The sequence below is a fragment of the Streptomyces sp. NPDC094034 genome (assembly GCF_040303865.1).
Classification (GTDB): domain Bacteria; phylum Actinomycetota; class Actinomycetes; order Streptomycetales; family Streptomycetaceae; genus Streptomyces.
Map to the genome: position 1 here is coordinate 20,424 of NZ_JBEOUD010000028.1, position 15,162 is coordinate 35,585.

A 15,162-nucleotide genomic window follows, 5' to 3' on the forward strand; every position below is an offset into this window, starting at 1 on the left:
GCGCCCGAGGAGGAGGTGGTCACGGATGCGGGTCGGGTTCGGGGTGCTGGGGCCGGTCACGGCCTGGGACGGTGGCGGGGGCGCGATCGCCCTGAAGGGACCCCGGCACCGCGCGGTGCTGGCCCGGCTGATCGTCGCCCGCCGCCGTGTCGTCCCGGTCACCCGCCTGGTCGAGGACCTGTGGGCGGACCCGCCCCCGGGCGCGGTCGGGGCCGTACGTACCTTCGTGGCCGCGCTGCGCCGCGCGCTGGAGCCGGAGCGCCCGCCCCGCGCCCGGGCAGGGCTGCTGGTCACGGAAGGGCCCGGGTACGCGCTGCGCGCGGAGCCGGACGCGGTGGACGCCTGGCGCTTCGAGCGGGCGGTGGCCGCCGCCGCGACGCTGCCTCCCGAGGACGCGCTCGCGCGGCTGGAAGAGGCGCTGGGGTGGTGGCGCGGGCCCGCGTACGCGGATTTCGCCGACGCGGCCTGGGCGGGCGCCGAGCGCGCCCGCCTGACGGAGCTGCGGTTGCGCGCGGTCGAGCAGCGGGCGGAAGCCAGGCTGTCCCTGGGACTGGCGGCCGAGGCCGTGCCCGATCTGGACGCGCATGTCGCCGAGCACCCTTGGCGCGAGGACGCCTGGCGGCTGCTGGCACTCGCGCTCTACCGGGCCGGCCGCCAGGGCGACGCGCTCGCGGTGCTGCGCCGGGCACGCACGCTCCTGGTGGAGCGGTTGGGGGTGGACCCCGGCCCCGGACTGCGCCGTCTGCAAGCGGACATCCTCGCCCACGCCGCCCATCTCGACCCCCCGACCGGGCCGGGCAACGCCGGTGGGGAGGGCGGCGCGGCGGGAGAGGTGTGGTCGCGGGCCACCGCGGCGTACGACCGTACCGTCGCCGCGGGCGCCCGCGCCCGGCTGGAGTCGACGATGGGTCTGTTGCGCGGCCTCGCGGTGACCGGGGGCGGCGGCCTGGAGGCGGCCCAGCTGCACCGCGTGGCGGCCGTTACGGCGGCGGAGGAGCTGGGCGACGCGGCGCTGACCGCCCGGGTGATCGGCGCGTACGACGTCCCCGCGATCTGGACCCGCTCCGACGACCCGGAGCGGTCGGCGGTTGTGGTGAGCGTGGCCGAGCGGACCCTGACCGCGCTCCCTCCCGGCGGCCACGAGGCGGCGCGCGCCCGGCTGCTCGCCACCATCGCGCTGGAGTCGCGCGGCACCCCGCCCCGCGCCCTTCGAGCGGGGAGCACTCCCTCGGCGCGCGGCCGCCAGGCCGCTCTGCGGGCGGAGCGGATCGCCCGTGGCCTGGACGATCCCGCACTGCTGGCGTTCGCTCTCAACGGTGTGTTCATGCAGACCTTCCAACGCGCGGGTCTGGCGTCCCGGCGGGACGCGATCGGCGCCGAACTGGTCACCCTGTCCGCCCGCCACGACCTGGTCACCTACGAGATCCTCGGACACCTCATCCGCCTCCAGGCGCGCGGCGCGCTCGCCGACTTTCCCGGAGCCGACGGACACGCGGCCGCCGCCGACCGGCTGGCCGAGCGGCATGAGCTGCCGCTCGTGGGTGTGTTCACCCAGTGGTACCGGGCAATGCGCCTCGCCGAGACCGGCCGGGCACCGGTGGCCGAGGTGGAGACGGCCTACCGGGAGGCCGCGGCGCGCCTCGACGGAGCGCGTATGCCCGGCCTGGAACACGGTCTGCTGCCGCTCGCGCTGCTGTCCCTGCGGCTACGGCACGGCCGCCCGGCTCCCACCGATGACCACATCGACTGGGGGCCGTACGCACCGTGGGTCCGCCCCCTGGTGCTGCTGGCCCAGGACCGCGGCGACGCGGCACGGGCGGCGCTCCGCGAGGCCCCGGACCCGCCGCCGGACCTGCTGCTGGAGGCCCTGTGGTGCCTCACGGCGCGGGCGGCGATCGCCCTCGGCGACCGGGAGACGATACGGCGTGCGTACAGCGAACTGACCCCGGCGGCGGGGGAGGTGGCGGGAGCGGGCAGCGGCCTGCTCAGCCTCGGCCCGGTCGCGCGCCACCTCGAAGCACTCGCCGCCACGGGATCGGCCGGACAGGAGGGACGGTGAGCCCGCCCGGTGGTGGGTGCGTGGTTCCGGCCGGCGTCGCGGCCGTTGGCCCCCCGGCCGCGCGCGGCGATCGCGGTTCAGTGTGCCAATGGCCCAGTAGGTCAAGGTTCACTTGAGCCACTGGGGTGCGAGGTGCTGTGATGGAGCTGTCAATGGCGCTGCGGATCTCCGCGGCGCCTTTCTCATGCCGGAATGAGAACGGGCGGGCTGGCAGTGCTGAAGAGGATATTCGTGTGTCCCGATCCGGGACGGCTGCGGCTGTACGGCGCCGCCCGCGCCGTTCTCGGCATCGGCCTGGCGGTCCTCGTGTGCGGGGCCGCCGGTCACCCGCTCGCCGGGGTCATCACCGGTGGACTCGCCGCGCTCCTCGCCCTCTTCACCGTCACCGACACGACGGTACGCGGCCAGGCCGTCACCACCGCTCTGCTGCCCGCGGTCGGCCTTCCCGTGCTCGCCCTGGCGTCGGCGCTGCACGATCACCCGCGGGCCCGCGACGCGGCGTTTCTCGTCGTGGCCGGTGCCGGGGTGTACGCACGCCGCTGGGGCCCGCGAGGGAATGCCCTGGGGGTCTTCGGGTTCATGACCTTCTTCGTGGCGCAGTTCCTGCACACCGTGCCCGCGCAACTGCCCGGTCTGTACTCCGCGCTGCTGCTCGCCGTAATCGCCTCCTCGGTCGTCCGCTTCGGTGTCTGGTGCTACGAGCGCCGGCTGCCGCCGCCCACCCTGCCCCTACTGCCCGGCGCCCCGGGCACTGCCCGTACGACCACCCGGCAGGCGGTTCAGATGGCCGCCGCCGGTGCGTTGGCGCTCTACGTGGGCCAGACGCTCTCGCAGGACCGTTGGTACTGGGCCGTCGGCGCTGCCTGGTGGATCTTCGTGAACACCGCCTCACGTGGTGAGACCCTTGTCCGCGGCTTCCGGCGGGTGGTCGGCACGGCCGTCGGCAGCGCCGCCGGACTGATCATCGCGGTACCCCTGCACGGCGCGACGGCCCCCACCGCCGCGCTCGTCGCCCTGTGCGTCTTCGGGATCTTCTACACGGCCGCGGTCTCGTACAGCTGGATGATCTTCTTCGTGACGGTCATGGTCGGCCTGCTGTACGGACTGCTCGGCGTGCTCGATCCGGCGCTGCTCGCCCTGCGACTGGCCCAGACCGGTGTGGGGGCGCTGGGCGCGGCGCTGGCCGTCCTGCTCCTGCTGCCCGTGACCACCCATGCCGTCACCGACGCGTGGATCCAGCAGGCGCTGCGCTGTGTGCACCGCTGCACCACCACGGCCGCCCGCAGGCTCGCCGGGGACGAGCAGGCCGATCCGGGGCCGCTCGCCGCGGAACTGGAAGCACTGCTCGGCCGGGTACGGATGTCCCTCGCACCGCTTGTCCATCCGCTGAACCCGTCGCGGGCGCGCCGGGCCCGGGCCCGCCACGTGCTTGTCCTGCTCGACGACTGCGCCCGTGAGGTACGGGCGTTCGCCGCGGTGGCCGCCGACCCCACCGCCGCGCACGACGCCCGGCTGGCCGCCGCCTGCCGCCGAGTGGAGGCCGCCGTACGCGAGTTGGCGCCGCCGGGGGCGGAGCCGGCCCGTCCGGCGGCGGATGTGCCGGACGCGCCGCACCACCACCCCGGAGCAGAGGCGGCGCTGGCCCATCTGCACAACCTGGAGCGGGCGCTCGGGGACCTCTCCACACCCCTGCGTACCGCGTCGCGCGGCCCTCTCGTCCCCGCCTGAACTACCGGACGCCCCCTCCTGAGCTGCCGGAAAGGGGGCTGGAAAGGGGCCGGAAAGGGGCCGGAAAGGACCCACCGGGCCAAGTGATTGGTCCAGACCCCCTGCTACCGTCGGCCCCGGACACCGGGGGAGCGGTGGCCGCGAGGCAGCCGACGAGAAGCCGAAGAGGGGACACAGAGTGAGCGGCAGGAACGACGGGCGGGCCTTCATCGGATCGTTCACCTCCACGGGAGGCCGCGGGATCATCGCCGTGACCGTGGACGCGGGGACCGGGGCTCTGACGGAGCGCGGAGCCACCGACGCCGTCGCCGATCCGTCCTATCTGGCGCTGTCCCCGGACGGATCCGTGCTCTACGCGGTCTCCGAGACCGAGGAAGGCGCGGCGGCGGCGTTCCGTACACCGGCGGCGGACGCGGGGAACGGGGCGCCGCGGCCGCTGGGGGAGCCCGTACCGGTATGCGGCGAGAGCCCCACCCATCTCACCCTCACCGCCGGGCATCTGCTGACCGCCAACTATGGTTCCGGCAGCGTCACCGTACTGCCCGTCGGCGCCGACGGCGCACTCCGGCCGACGAGCGGGGTGACCAGGCACGAGGGCTCCGGGCCGCATCCGGACCGCCAGCGCGGGCCGCACGCGCACCAGGTGGTGACCGACCCGAGCGGCCGGTGGATCCTCGCCACCGACCTCGGCACCGACTCCGTCCGGATCAGTTCGCTCGACACCACCGCCGGCGAGCTGACACCGCACGCCGAGACCGCGCTGCGCCCCGGCACCGGGCCGCGTCATCTCGCCTTCCACCCGGCCGGCGGCCACGCGTATGTGCTCAACGAGCTGGAGCCGACTCTCACCCTCTGCCGCTGGAACGCGGAGAAGGGCCTGCTCGGACCGGTCGGCGAAGCCCCCGTCCTGCCCGATGGCGTGGAGGTCGAGGGCTTCGGCTCGGAGGTGGTCGTGTCGCACGACGGACGGTTCGTCTGGGCGGCGGTCCGCGGACATGACAGCATCGCCGTCCTCGCGCTCGACGCGACCTACGAGAAGGCCGACCTGGTCACCACGGTGGACTGCGGCGGGCGTTGGCCCCGCGATCTGGCGCTGGACCCGACGGGTGGCCGCCTCTACGCCGCGAATGAGCACTCCGGCGACGTGACCTGGTTCGACATCGATGCGGCGACGGGCATTCCGGTACGCGCCGGCTCCTTCGCGGCCCCCGCCGCCTCCTGCGTGGTCTTCGGCTGACCGAACAGCCCGCCACCCCCGACGACGCTCTCCATGAGCGGATACGGCGGTGGTGGTACCGACGCGGAAGGGCCCGCGCCGGGCGATCCCGGGCGGGCCCTTTCCACGGGTACGGGCGGGTCGTGCTCCCGTACTCAGGGGCGTGCGGCGCGTGGCCGGTGCGGACGGGTCAGTGCGTCGCCGTCCCCTGCGCCTGCGCGGGGATGCCCAGCGCGGCCGTGTACTTCGACAGCACCAGCTTCCCGATCGCCGGGTACGCGCCCAGCGGCTCGGCGGCGGCGCAGTCCGCCTCCTTGAGCGCCGCTTCGAGCAGCCCCTCGGGCAGCTCGGGGCCGACCAGATACGGGGCGAGCGCGAGCTGGGTCGAACCGGCCTCGCGCAGCTCCTGGGCGACGGCCGCGATCGAGCCCTCCTCGTCGAGCGCCGCGGCCATGACCGGTACGGCGAGGCGCGCGGCCAGCAGCATTCCGGTGATCCCCGCGGTCTGCACCGCTTCCTTGCCCCCCACTGTGGCCAGGATGATCCCGTCGGCCGCCGTGGCGACCGTGAAGAGCCTGGCGCGGTCGGCGCGGGCCAGCCCGGCCTCCGACAGGCGTACGTGCAGACCTTCGGCGAGCAGCGGATGCGGACCGAGGACATCGGTCAGCTCCGCGGTGGCGCCGCTGTCCGCGACGGCCTGACCTATCCGCGTGACCAGCCCACTGTCCGGTCCCGCGAGCAGCGGTACGACGACGGCGGCCGGACCCTCGGGCTCGGCCACCTCGCGGCCCGCCGACTTCGCCAGCTCATAGCGTTCGGTACGCAGCGCGGCGGTCCCGGCCAGGACGCTCCGCAGCGTGGGGTACTCGGAGTCGTCGCCGTCCAGGAAGCCGATGACGGCGTCGAGGCCGGGCAGCTCGGAACGGGCGATACTGACGACCTCTTCGGCCAGACTCCGGACGGCGGCCGAGGGGTTTCCGGGCACGGCGACGACAAGCGCGGGCGCACCTTCGGGAGCCGCGACCGGTTCGGGGCGGCGGTGGCGCCCCGACTGACGGGGTCGCGGCATTCGTACAGGCAGGCCGGATGCGGGCCCAGTGGGGGTGCTCATGGCGTCGAATGCTACTGGTTTTGTGGGCGCGGCTGTTCGGGGAGGGGGCAGCCGCGAACCATCTGTCCTTATTTATCCGTTAGGTGTTTTTCTGCTCATCCATCCTGTTCTGTCGGGACGTTCAACAGGCGCGCGTCGGGCGGCAACCGGAGCGCGTCCGCGGCGAGCGCCCCCGCGATGAGCAGCGCCCCGCCGAGCGGATCGGTCGCGGAGGAGACGGTCGTGGCATGCGGGAGCTGACCGGCCAGTTCGGCGCGCAGCGGGACGAGCAGTGGGTCGCCGAGTCCGAACAGCCCTCCTGTGAGGGCGACTTCGCACGCACCCGAGGGTGGACAGACCGCCGCGGCGGCCTCCGCGATATGCCGCGCGGCCGTCGAGACGATGCCCTCCGCGACCGGATCGCCGGCCGCGCAACGGGCCACCTCCGGCGCGAAAGAGGCGAGTACCGCGGGCCGGTCGGTACGCGGATAGAGCAGCCCGGGCAGCTCGGGGGCGGGCCCGAACATCGCTTCTATCCTGGACAGCAGTGCGGGCGATCCGCCGCGTCGTCCGTCGTGCGCCCGCATGGCGGCTTCCAGTCCCGCCCGGCCGATCCAGGCGCCACCGCCGCAGTCACCCAGCAAATGACCCCAGCCGTCCGCGCGCCGCCAGCCGGTGAGGTCCGTGCCCAGCGCGATCATGCCCGTACCGGCCGCGACGACCGCGCCGGGACGCTGACCGAGCGCTCCCGCGTACGCGGTGACCGCGTCCGCCGCGAGCGCGACCCTCCGTACGCCGAGGGAACGCTCAAGCGCCGCGGGCAGTTCGGCGCGCAGTCCGTCACCGAGCGTCGCCATCCCGGCCGCGCCGATCGCGACCGCGGACAGGGTGGTCCGGTCCCCTCCCGCGCCTTGATCCACGCCCGCCTCCGCCAGGAGCGTGTCGACCGCGGGCAGCAGCCGGGCGAGCAACTGCCCGGCGTCGATACCCGAGGGGCCCGTGCGCACCGGCTCGGCGGAGGCGGTCGTCGCGACCGTCGTCACGGCCGCGCTGCCGTCCGAGGCCGTCGAGCCGAGCGCGAAGCGCAGCCCCGAGCCTCCTGAGTCCACACCCAGGACCCAGCTCATCGAACCGCCCGGTTCACGCGGATGTCCGTCTCATGGCAGCCGCCAGTCCACCGGCTGTGCCCCCTGGCCGATCAGCAGGTCATTGGCCCGGCTGAACGGACGCGAACCGAAGAAACCGCGGTCCGCCGACATCGGGGAGGGATGGGCCGATTCGACGGCCGGGTAATCCCCCAGCATCGGGCGGCAGTTACGGGCGTCACGCCCCCACAGGATGGAGACCATGGGCTTGCCGCGCGCGACCAGAGCGCGAATGGCCTGCTCGGTCACCTCTTCCCAGCCCTTGCCGCGGTGCGCGGCGGGCTTGCGGGGCGCTGTCGTGAGCGCCCTGTTGAGCAGCAGTACCCCCTGCCGCGTCCAGGGCGTCAGATCGCCGTTGGAAGGACGGGACAGCCCCAGATCCGTATGGGCCTCCCGGAAGATGTTCTCCAGACTGCCGGGCAGGGGCCGTACCTCGGGTGCCACCGAGAAGCTCAGCCCCACCGCGTGCCCGGGGGTCGGATAGGGATCCTGACCCACGATCAGGACCCGCACCTCGTCGAACGGCTGCTGGAAGGCGCGCAGCACATTCGGTCCGGCCGGCAAGTACGTACGCCCCGCGGCGATCTCCGCGCGCAGGAAGTCGCCCATCTCGGCGATGCGTCCGGCCACGGGGGCCAGCGCATCCGCCCATCCGGGCTCGACGATTTCGTTCAACGGTCGTGCTGCCACGGGGCGCCACTCTACTGGTGCGCACGGCGCGCTTCCGCACACACCCGTCAAACCACCATCGGTGGACGGCATTTGCCCGGCTCACCCGGACAGGGTGACCGCGCGGACACAGAGCACGTCCGGCAGATGCGAGGCCAGCAGCTCCCAGCTGTCCCCGTCGTCCGCGCTCGCGTACACCTCGCCATTGCGGTTGCCGAAGTACACCCCCGCCGGATCGGAGCCGTCCGTACACATCGCGTCACGCAGCACCGTGCCGAAGTGGTCCCCCTCCGGCAGCCCGGCCGACAGCGGCTCCCAGTCGCCGCCCGCGTTCTCCGTACGGAAGACCCGGCAGCGGCGCTCGGCGGGGACGCGGTCCGCGTCGGCGTTGATCGGGAACACATAGGCCACATCCGCGTGGTGCGGATGCGCGGCGACCGCGAAGCCGAAGTCGGACGGCAGGCCCGCGCCGATGTCGCTCCACCGGGCGCCCGCGTCGTCACTGCGGAACACGCCCCAGTGGTTCTGGAGATAGAGCCGGTCGGGATCAGCCGCGTCCTGCGCGATCTTGTGGACGCACTGGCCGAACTCAGGGTGGGGATCGGGCAGGAAGACCGCCGACACCCCCTGGTTGGACGGCGCCCAGCTCCCGCCGCCGTCCCGGGAGCGGAACACCCCGGCCGTGGACACCGCGACCGTCACCGCGTCCGGGTCCCGGGGGTCGGTCACCACCGTATGCACGGCCTCACCGCCGCCGCCCGGCACCCATCGCGATCGCGTCGGGTGCTCCCACAGCGGCCGGATCAGCTCGAAGGTCTCGCCGCCGTCACCGGACCGGAACAGGGCGGCGGGCTCCGTCCCCGCGTACACCACATCCGGCGCCGCCGGGCCGGCCGGATGCAGCTGCCAGACCCGCTCCAGGGAGGCGCCCGTGTCCTTGGGAAAGCGGACCGCGGGTCTCGTCGGCTCCGTCCAGCTCGCCCCGAGATCGTCCGAGTGGAACACGGACGGGCCCCAGTGCGCGCTGTCGCCGCCGACCAGCAGCCGCGGCACCGCCCGGCGCGTGTCGACGCCGATCGAGTAGACCGCCTGCGCGTTGAATCGAGGGCCGTCGAAATCCCATCGGCCGCCGCGCCTGCGGCCGATGAAAAGCCCTTTGCGGGTGCCTACGGTGAGTAGTACGTCGGACATGGCCGATACCTCCAGGACGCCGTTGTCTCGGGATACGGGCCAGTCTGCACCCGACCACTGACAACGGCTCCCGAAGGCGCGTGTCCGCCCTGGCCGTCCACCCGCCGGCCGACCCGGCTGAGGCCCGCTCGAAAGGCCCGGTCAGACGGCTCGGTGGTACTGCTGCGGGGTGTGTACGCGCCCGCCCAGCTCACCGGCGGCGCGGCGGGCCCAGGACGGGTCGCGCAGCAGCTCCCTGCCGAGCAGTACGGCATCGGCCTCACCGTTGGCGATGATCTTCTCGGCCTGCTCGGGCTGGGTGATCAGACCCACCGCCGCCACGGGCAGCCGGGTCTCCGCCCTGACGCGGGCGGCGAACGGCACCTGATAGCCGGGTCCCACCGGAATGCGGACGTCCGCGGCATTGCCACCGCTGGAGACATCGAGCAGATCCACCCCGTGCGCCAGCAGTTCGCCGGCGAGGCGCACCGTGTCGTCGGCGGTCCAGCCGCCCTCGTCGAGCCAGTCGGTGGCGGAGATCCGGAAGAAGAGCGGCAGCTCCTCGGGCCACTCGGCGCGTACAGCGTCCACGACCTCCAGCGCGAACCGCGCACGGTTCTCGAAGGAGCCACCATAGGAGTCCGTGCGCCGGTTGCTGTGCGGGGAGAGGAACTCCCCGATCAGATAGCCGTGCGCGCCGTGCACCTCGACGACCTGGAAACCGGCCTCCCTGGCCCGCCGCGCCGCCGCCGCGAACTGTCCGACGATCTCCCTGATCTGCTCCACGGTCAGTTCGGCGGGGAGCAGATGCCCCTCGGCGAAGGGCACCGCGCTGGGCGCCAGCGGCTCCCACCCATGGGCCTCGGGACCGACGGGGCCCCCGCCGTTCCACGGCCGGTCGGTCGACGCCTTCCGCCCGGCATGGGCGAGCTGGATACCGGCGATGGTGCCCTGCGAGGCGAGGAAGCGGGTGATCCGGCGGAACGCCTCGACCTGGGTGTCGTTCCAGATCCCGAGGTCGGCGGGGCTGATACGGCCCTCCGGGCTGACCGCCGTGGCCTCGACGAGGATCAGTCCGGTGCCGCCGGTGGCGCGCGCGGCGAGGTGGGAGAAGTGCCAGTCGTTCGGCACACCGGCGTCCGGGCCCGTCTCGTCCGCGGAGTACTGGCACATGGGCGCCATCCAGACCCGGTTGGGGATGGTCAGGGACCGCAGGGTGTACGGCTCGAACAGTGCGCTCACGGCGGACTCCATTCGGAACGTGGGGGATCGCGGGGGATCACGCGGGTCGGTAGGTGCCGGCCGGGCCACCGCCGCGGGCGGGGCCGGTCAACCGCTCGTACGATACCCATCGTAGTAAGGCGAATGTCAAACTACGAGAAATCTCGTACAATGAGATCTCGCCGATGGAGTGGAGCCCCGCCATGACCGCCGCGACCAGCACCCGCGAACTCGCCCACCCCTCGTGTGCGGAGATCCGTCTGGAGGGCGTGCTCCACGCACTCTCCGACCCCTTGCGGCTGCGGATCGTCCGTGAGCTGGCCGTGGCGGAGGGTGAGCTCTCCTGTTCGCATTTCGAGCTGCCCGTCAGCAAATCCACCACCACTCACCATTTCCGGGTCCTGCGTGAGAGTGGCGTGATCGAGCAGAACTACCGGGGGACGGCCAAGATGAGCGGACTGCGCAGGGAGGATCTGGCCCGTCTCTTCCCCGGTCTGCTCGACAGCGTCCTGGGGGCGGCCACCGCGCAGGCGGCCCGGCTCGGTGAGGGCTGATCCGGAGGTCTTTCACGGTTGATCCGGAGATCGCCCACGGTTGATCCGGGGTCGGCCACGGCGGATCCCGATGTCGGCCACGGCGAGAGCCGATGAGCCGACAGGGTGCCGTACTCATGGGCGCGTGCGCGCCATGACAATAAGGGTGGATTGCCTGATTAAGTTGTGAATGTGTCGGAACATAAATTGATTTCCGCCCAGGAACCTCATGAGCACGACGCGTACCCATGGCCGATGTGGGAAGTGCAGGGGCACGGCACCGTCACCGGGGCCGGGGACCCCAGGGACGGCGCCGCGCGGCGCGAGATCCTGCCGCCCTGGGTCGATATCAGGCTGACCTTCGCCGACGGCGCGCGGATCGATGTGCTCGCGGTGGTACGTGACGGCAGGATCGCCATCGAGGACGCGCAGGCCGATCCGCCGCTCGCGCTGGACGGCTTCGCCGCGCTCGCCGAGGCGATCGAGGCGCCGCTCCACAGCGCCTGTCAGGTGGTCGCCGGCCGGCACCGGCCCCCCGCCCCCCAGCCCGTCGGCGGTGGAGTTCCCGTCGATGCCCCGGTCACCCACGCAGCCCCGGGGTCCGGCGAGGGACCGCGACCGCTGCCCGAGGGGCCGGTGCCGGCGGAGGAGGCAAAGCTCCAAGCGGGATCGGTGCCCACCCATGTGTCAGGTCCCGTGCCGCTCGCGCCGGAGGGGCCGTCCGAGCAGTCGCCCGAGTGGCCCGCGGAGGAGTCGGCGCCGGAGCGAGCGCCGGACCCCGCCCCGGCCGCGCCGCCGGAGCCCGCGCCCGTGGACACGCAGGCCGCCGCCCCCGAAGCCGCGCAGGCCGCCGCGCGGGAAGAGGACCGGTCCGGCCGGCACCGCGCCCGTCCGTCGCTCCCGCGCGGCAGCGCCGCCCGGGAGGGCGTCGCCGAGATCTACCGGGCCGCCCAGCAGGCCGGCCAGGACCCGGTGCTCGCCGTGATGTCCGCCACGGGGTTCAGCCGCCGCAAGGCGTTGAGGCTGATCGCGGGCGCCCGGGACGAGGGCCATCTGACGCCCCGTCACCACCGCCGCTGACCACCGCCGTTGACTCTCGACGCTGACCCTCGGTGCCGGCTCTCGCCGCCGGACTTCGCCGCCGGGCTTTGGCGCTGGACGTTGGCGCTGACCACCGACGTTCGCTCTCTCCGCCGTGTCACATGGCGCGCATACGGTTCATCTCGGACGTCTGCTGCGAGATGACATCGTTCGCCATCTCCTGGACCTGGATGTTGTTGCCGTCCGACAGCGCCTCGGTGGCCATGGTGATCGCCCCCTGGTGGTGAGTGATCATCAGCTTGAGGAACAGCTCGTCGAAGGCCTTCCCCTTCGCCGCCCGCAACTGCGTCAGTTGGGCGGCGGTGGCCATTCCGGGCATCGAGCCGTGGTCATGACCCTGGTGCTTCTTCGCCCCGCCGTTGTTCTTCAGCCAGGCCTCCATCATGCCGATCTCGGGCTTCTGCGCGTCGGCGATCCGCGACGCGAGCCGCTTCACCTGCTCCGAGTCCGCCCGTTCCGGGACGAGTCCGGTCATGTCCAGCGCCTGGCCGTGGTGCACGATCATCATCTGCGCATAGGTGAAATCGGCGGAGTTGGGGGTGTTGTCCGGCGCCGCCTTCAGCGCCTCCTCGGCGGAGAGCGTCTTCGCGGGTTCGCCCGGCTTGCCGGGCGCCACCACTCCAGCACCCTTGTCGGCGCTGGTCTTTGCCGCGCCCGAGCTGTCGTCGTCTCCCGATTCGCAGGCTCCCAGGGCGAGTACGGCGGCGGCGACGGCCGCCGCGACGACGGACCGGCGGACACGCGGACTCCGGTGGCGGATCAACACGGCGACCTCCTGCGGCACATGGTGTGGTGGACATTTCCTAGCACGCTTCAGGCAACGAGTGATCAAAAACTTTCATTACGTCTCTGTTGCCATCTGTTGAGATGTACATGAGAGGGACGATACTGCCGAGGTCCGTGACCCGTTCGCACCCGAGCGGGGATACAAGGGAGGACGCAGTGAGTTCGTTGCACACCACTCGCGTGCGGCGCAGACGTCTGGGCGTGGCGGCAGCCGCGGCAGGGCTCTTCGCCACTCTGCTGGCCGCCGGTCCGGCGGTCGCCACACCCGACCCCGGTGACGGTCAGGCCAAGGAGAAGATCTCCAGCAGCCAGGCCGCCGAGGTCACGTCAGCCATCCAGAACGGCGAGATACCCGGCGTGGACGAGATCGTCCACAGCTCCAACATCAGTCATCTCGCCAATGTGCCCAAGGACTTGATCAAGGGCACCAACTCGGACCTCGCGTTCCAGGGCAAGTACGCCTTCTCGGGCAACTACGACGGCTTCCGGATCTTCGACATCAGCAACCCGAAGTCCCCCAAGACCGTCGCGCAGGTGCTCTGCCCCGGATCGCAGAACGACATCTCGGTCTCGGGTGATCTGCTCTTCCTCTCCACCGACTCCTCGCGCAGCGACAACTCGTGCAACAGCACGTCGCAGTCCGCCACGGAGAAGTCGTCCTGGGAGGGCATGAAGATCTTCGACATCAGCGACAAGCGGAACCCCAAGTACGTCGCCGCTGTCGAGACCGCGTGCGGTTCACACACCCACACGCTGGTGCCGGAGCGCAAGGACGTCTACATCTACGTCTCCTCGTACTCGCCCAGCGTGTCGTTCCCGGACTGCCAGCCGCCGCACGACGGTATCTCCATCATCAAGGTGCCGCGCAAGTCCCCGGAGAAGGCCGCGGTCGTGAACTTCCCGGTGCTCTTCCCCGACGGCGGAAACCCGGGAGCGCCCACCAACCCGGGTGTCTCGGCGACCACCGGCTGCCACGACATCACGGTGCTGCCCTCCAAGGACCTGGCCGCCGGTGCCTGCATGGGTGACGGCATCCTGTTCGACATCAAGGACCCGGAGCACCCCAGGGTGATCGACCAGGTCCAGGACAATGTCAACTTCGCCTTCTGGCACTCGGCCACCTTCAACCAGGAGGCCAACAAGGTCGTCTTCACCGACGAGCTGGGCGGCGGTGGCGCCGCCACCTGCAACGCGGAGATCGGTCCGAACAGGGGCGCCGACGGTATCTACGACATCGTCGGCAAGGGCGACAAGCGCGAGCTGGTCTTCCGCAGCTACTACAAGATCCCCCGCTACCAGGCGGACACCGAGAACTGCGTCGCCCACAACGGCTCGCTGATCCCGGTCAAGGGCCGCGACATCATGGTCCAGTCCTGGTACCAGGGTGGCGTCTCCGTCTGGGACTTCACCAACTCCTCGAAGCCGAAGGAGATCGCGTACTTCGAGCGCGGTCCGATCTCGGCCGAGACCATGGTCGGCGGGGGCACGTGGTCCTCGTACTACTACAACGGCCACATCTACTCGAACGACATGGTCAAGGGCTTCGATGTGCTCAAGATCGACGACCGCCTGACGGACCCGGCGAAGCGGGTGCGGATGTCCGAGCTGAACGTGCAGACGCAGCCGGACTACTTCGACCGCTCGGGCCACTGAAGGATCGTGTCCTGACTCGTTCCGCCGGGCGGGCAGCCGCCCGGCGGAACGCCGAGTTCCCAGTCCAGCCCGTAGCGCTGGAACAACTCGGCGCGCAGCCGTGGCAGCGGCATCGGCGCACCCGGCATCAGCACGGCGAAGACCGCGCCCATCAACAGGGCGCGCAGCAGCGGATAGTCGCTGTCCGGGTCCTGTGAGCCGTAGCGCTCCACCGTGTCCCGCAGCAGCCCCGCGAGCCGCTGTTGCTCCGGGCACTGCACGAACCCCTCGGCCTGGAGGATGCCGGCCATATGCGTCCGCATCAGGACCGGGCTGGTCACGGTGAGTCCGAGAATGGCGTCGATCGCCCGTGCCAGCAGCTCCCGGCCGTCCCGCGTGGCCGGTTCACGCTCCAGGGCCGCCTGGAGCGTGCGGTGCATCAGCCGGTGCACGGCGGATTGCAACAGCTGCCGCTTTCCCGGGAAGTAGTACGAGACGAGACCGCGCGCGGAACCCGCCCTGTCGGCGATGTCGGCGAGCGTCGTGGCCTCGTAACCGCGTTCGGCGACCAACTCGACCGTCGCCTGAAGCAACCGCTCACGTGAACGCCGACGGAGCTCTTCATTGACCGATGCGCTCCGCGGGGACATGCTTGACTCCTGCGTTGACTGGCTCTAAGCCAATATACTCAGTGCGTCCCGCCGCAGACCCTTCCGGGCCTGGTCAGCGGGGCTGCCGCCTGCCTTGGGCGACGCGGGGGATCGTCCAAGGCAGGCGGTTTTGGCATGCCCGGACGGCGCCGCGGTGCCCGT

13 protein-coding genes are annotated in these 15,162 nt (G+C 72.0%); 6 read left to right on the top strand and 7 right to left on the bottom strand.

The features are described 5' to 3' along the window. The first annotated feature begins 25 nt into the window (after positions 1-25). From ABTZ59_RS23415 to ABTZ59_RS23425, 3 genes are all read left to right on the top strand, one after another. A complete protein-coding gene (locus ABTZ59_RS23415; RefSeq protein ID WP_351412788.1) occupies positions 26-2,059 on the top strand; it encodes an AfsR/SARP family transcriptional regulator in 2,034 nt (677 codons plus the stop codon). Between the two features lie 213 nt (positions 2,060-2,272). Further along, on the top strand, positions 2,273-3,787 hold the full coding sequence (locus ABTZ59_RS23420) for an FUSC family protein (RefSeq protein ID WP_351413488.1): 1,515 nt from the start codon (positions 2,273-2,275) through the stop codon (positions 3,785-3,787). A gap of 178 nt (positions 3,788-3,965) precedes the next feature. Beyond that, positions 3,966-5,024 carry a lactonase family protein gene (locus tag ABTZ59_RS23425; RefSeq protein ID WP_351412796.1) on the top strand — a complete coding sequence of 353 codons (1,059 nt, stop codon included), beginning with the start codon at positions 3,966-3,968 and terminating at the stop codon, positions 5,022-5,024. 169 nt (positions 5,025-5,193) lie between these two features. Here ABTZ59_RS23425 and ABTZ59_RS23430 read toward each other — a convergent pair whose 3' ends face one another. The 5 genes from ABTZ59_RS23430 to ABTZ59_RS23450 form a co-directional block, all read right to left on the bottom strand. Then, positions 5,194-6,114 (bottom strand): sirohydrochlorin chelatase, encoded by a 921-nt coding sequence (locus ABTZ59_RS23430; protein ID WP_351412802.1) that lies wholly within the window; start codon positions 6,112-6,114, stop codon positions 5,194-5,196. Between the two features lie 95 nt (positions 6,115-6,209). Further along, entirely contained in the window at positions 6,210-7,220 is a 1,011-nt protein-coding gene (locus ABTZ59_RS23435) for an N-acetylglucosamine kinase (RefSeq protein ID WP_351412820.1), read from the bottom strand. A 30-nt stretch (positions 7,221-7,250) separates the two neighbouring features. Next, positions 7,251-7,928 carry a uracil-DNA glycosylase gene (locus tag ABTZ59_RS23440; protein WP_351412826.1) on the bottom strand — a complete coding sequence of 226 codons (678 nt, stop codon included), beginning with the start codon at positions 7,926-7,928 and terminating at the stop codon, positions 7,251-7,253. An 81-nt stretch (positions 7,929-8,009) separates the two neighbouring features. Continuing rightward, on the bottom strand, positions 8,010-9,098 hold the full coding sequence (locus ABTZ59_RS23445) for a WD40/YVTN/BNR-like repeat-containing protein (protein WP_351412831.1): 1,089 nt from the start codon (positions 9,096-9,098) through the stop codon (positions 8,010-8,012). A 141-nt stretch (positions 9,099-9,239) separates the two neighbouring features. After that, positions 9,240-10,319, bottom strand: coding sequence for an NADH:flavin oxidoreductase/NADH oxidase (locus ABTZ59_RS23450; protein WP_351412836.1), 1,080 nt, complete (start codon positions 10,317-10,319; stop codon positions 9,240-9,242). A 182-nt stretch (positions 10,320-10,501) separates the two neighbouring features. Here ABTZ59_RS23450 and ABTZ59_RS23455 point away from each other — a divergent pair, with 182 nt between their 5' ends. Together ABTZ59_RS23455 and ABTZ59_RS23460 are read left to right on the top strand one after the other, a co-directional pair. Next, positions 10,502-10,852 (top strand): ArsR/SmtB family transcription factor, encoded by a 351-nt coding sequence (locus ABTZ59_RS23455; protein ID WP_351412841.1) that lies wholly within the window; start codon positions 10,502-10,504, stop codon positions 10,850-10,852. 234 nt (positions 10,853-11,086) lie between these two features. After that, on the top strand, positions 11,087-11,911 hold the full coding sequence (locus ABTZ59_RS23460; protein ID WP_351412850.1) for a DUF6214 family protein: 825 nt from the start codon (positions 11,087-11,089) through the stop codon (positions 11,909-11,911). Between the two features lie 118 nt (positions 11,912-12,029). Here the strand turns inward: ABTZ59_RS23460 and ABTZ59_RS23465 are convergent, their stop codons facing one another. Further along, positions 12,030-12,698, bottom strand: coding sequence for a DUF305 domain-containing protein (locus ABTZ59_RS23465; protein ID WP_351412857.1), 669 nt, complete (start codon positions 12,696-12,698; stop codon positions 12,030-12,032). A 176-nt stretch (positions 12,699-12,874) separates the two neighbouring features. Between ABTZ59_RS23465 and ABTZ59_RS23470 the strand changes: the two genes are divergently transcribed. Next, a complete protein-coding gene (locus ABTZ59_RS23470; RefSeq protein WP_351412861.1) occupies positions 12,875-14,371 on the top strand; it encodes an LVIVD repeat-containing protein in 1,497 nt (498 codons plus the stop codon). On the opposite strand, the gene ABTZ59_RS23475 is transcribed toward ABTZ59_RS23470, so the two are convergent. Continuing rightward, positions 14,347-15,000, bottom strand: coding sequence for a TetR/AcrR family transcriptional regulator (locus ABTZ59_RS23475; RefSeq protein ID WP_351412873.1), 654 nt, complete (start codon positions 14,998-15,000; stop codon positions 14,347-14,349). The genes ABTZ59_RS23470 and ABTZ59_RS23475 overlap by 25 nt on opposite strands. Positions 15,001-15,162 lie beyond the last annotated feature (162 nt).

Excerpts from the sequence above, each read along its gene's own strand:
- ABTZ59_RS23460 (WP_351412850.1), top strand. The coding sequence starts at position 11,087 with ATGTGGGAAGTGCAGGGGCACGGCACCGTCACCGGGGCCGGGGACCCC.
- ABTZ59_RS23430 (WP_351412802.1), bottom strand. The coding sequence starts at position 6,114 with ATGAGCACCCCCACTGGGCCCGCATCCGGCCTGCCTGTACGAATGCCG.
- ABTZ59_RS23435 (WP_351412820.1), bottom strand. The coding sequence starts at position 7,220 with ATGAGCTGGGTCCTGGGTGTGGACTCAGGAGGCTCGGGGCTGCGCTTC.
- ABTZ59_RS23475 (WP_351412873.1), bottom strand. The coding sequence starts at position 15,000 with ATGTCCCCGCGGAGCGCATCGGTCAATGAAGAGCTCCGTCGGCGTTCA.
- ABTZ59_RS23445 (WP_351412831.1), bottom strand. The coding sequence starts at position 9,098 with ATGTCCGACGTACTACTCACCGTAGGCACCCGCAAAGGGCTTTTCATC.
- ABTZ59_RS23415 (WP_351412788.1), top strand. The coding sequence starts at position 26 with ATGCGGGTCGGGTTCGGGGTGCTGGGGCCGGTCACGGCCTGGGACGGT.
- ABTZ59_RS23455 (WP_351412841.1), top strand. The coding sequence starts at position 10,502 with ATGACCGCCGCGACCAGCACCCGCGAACTCGCCCACCCCTCGTGTGCG.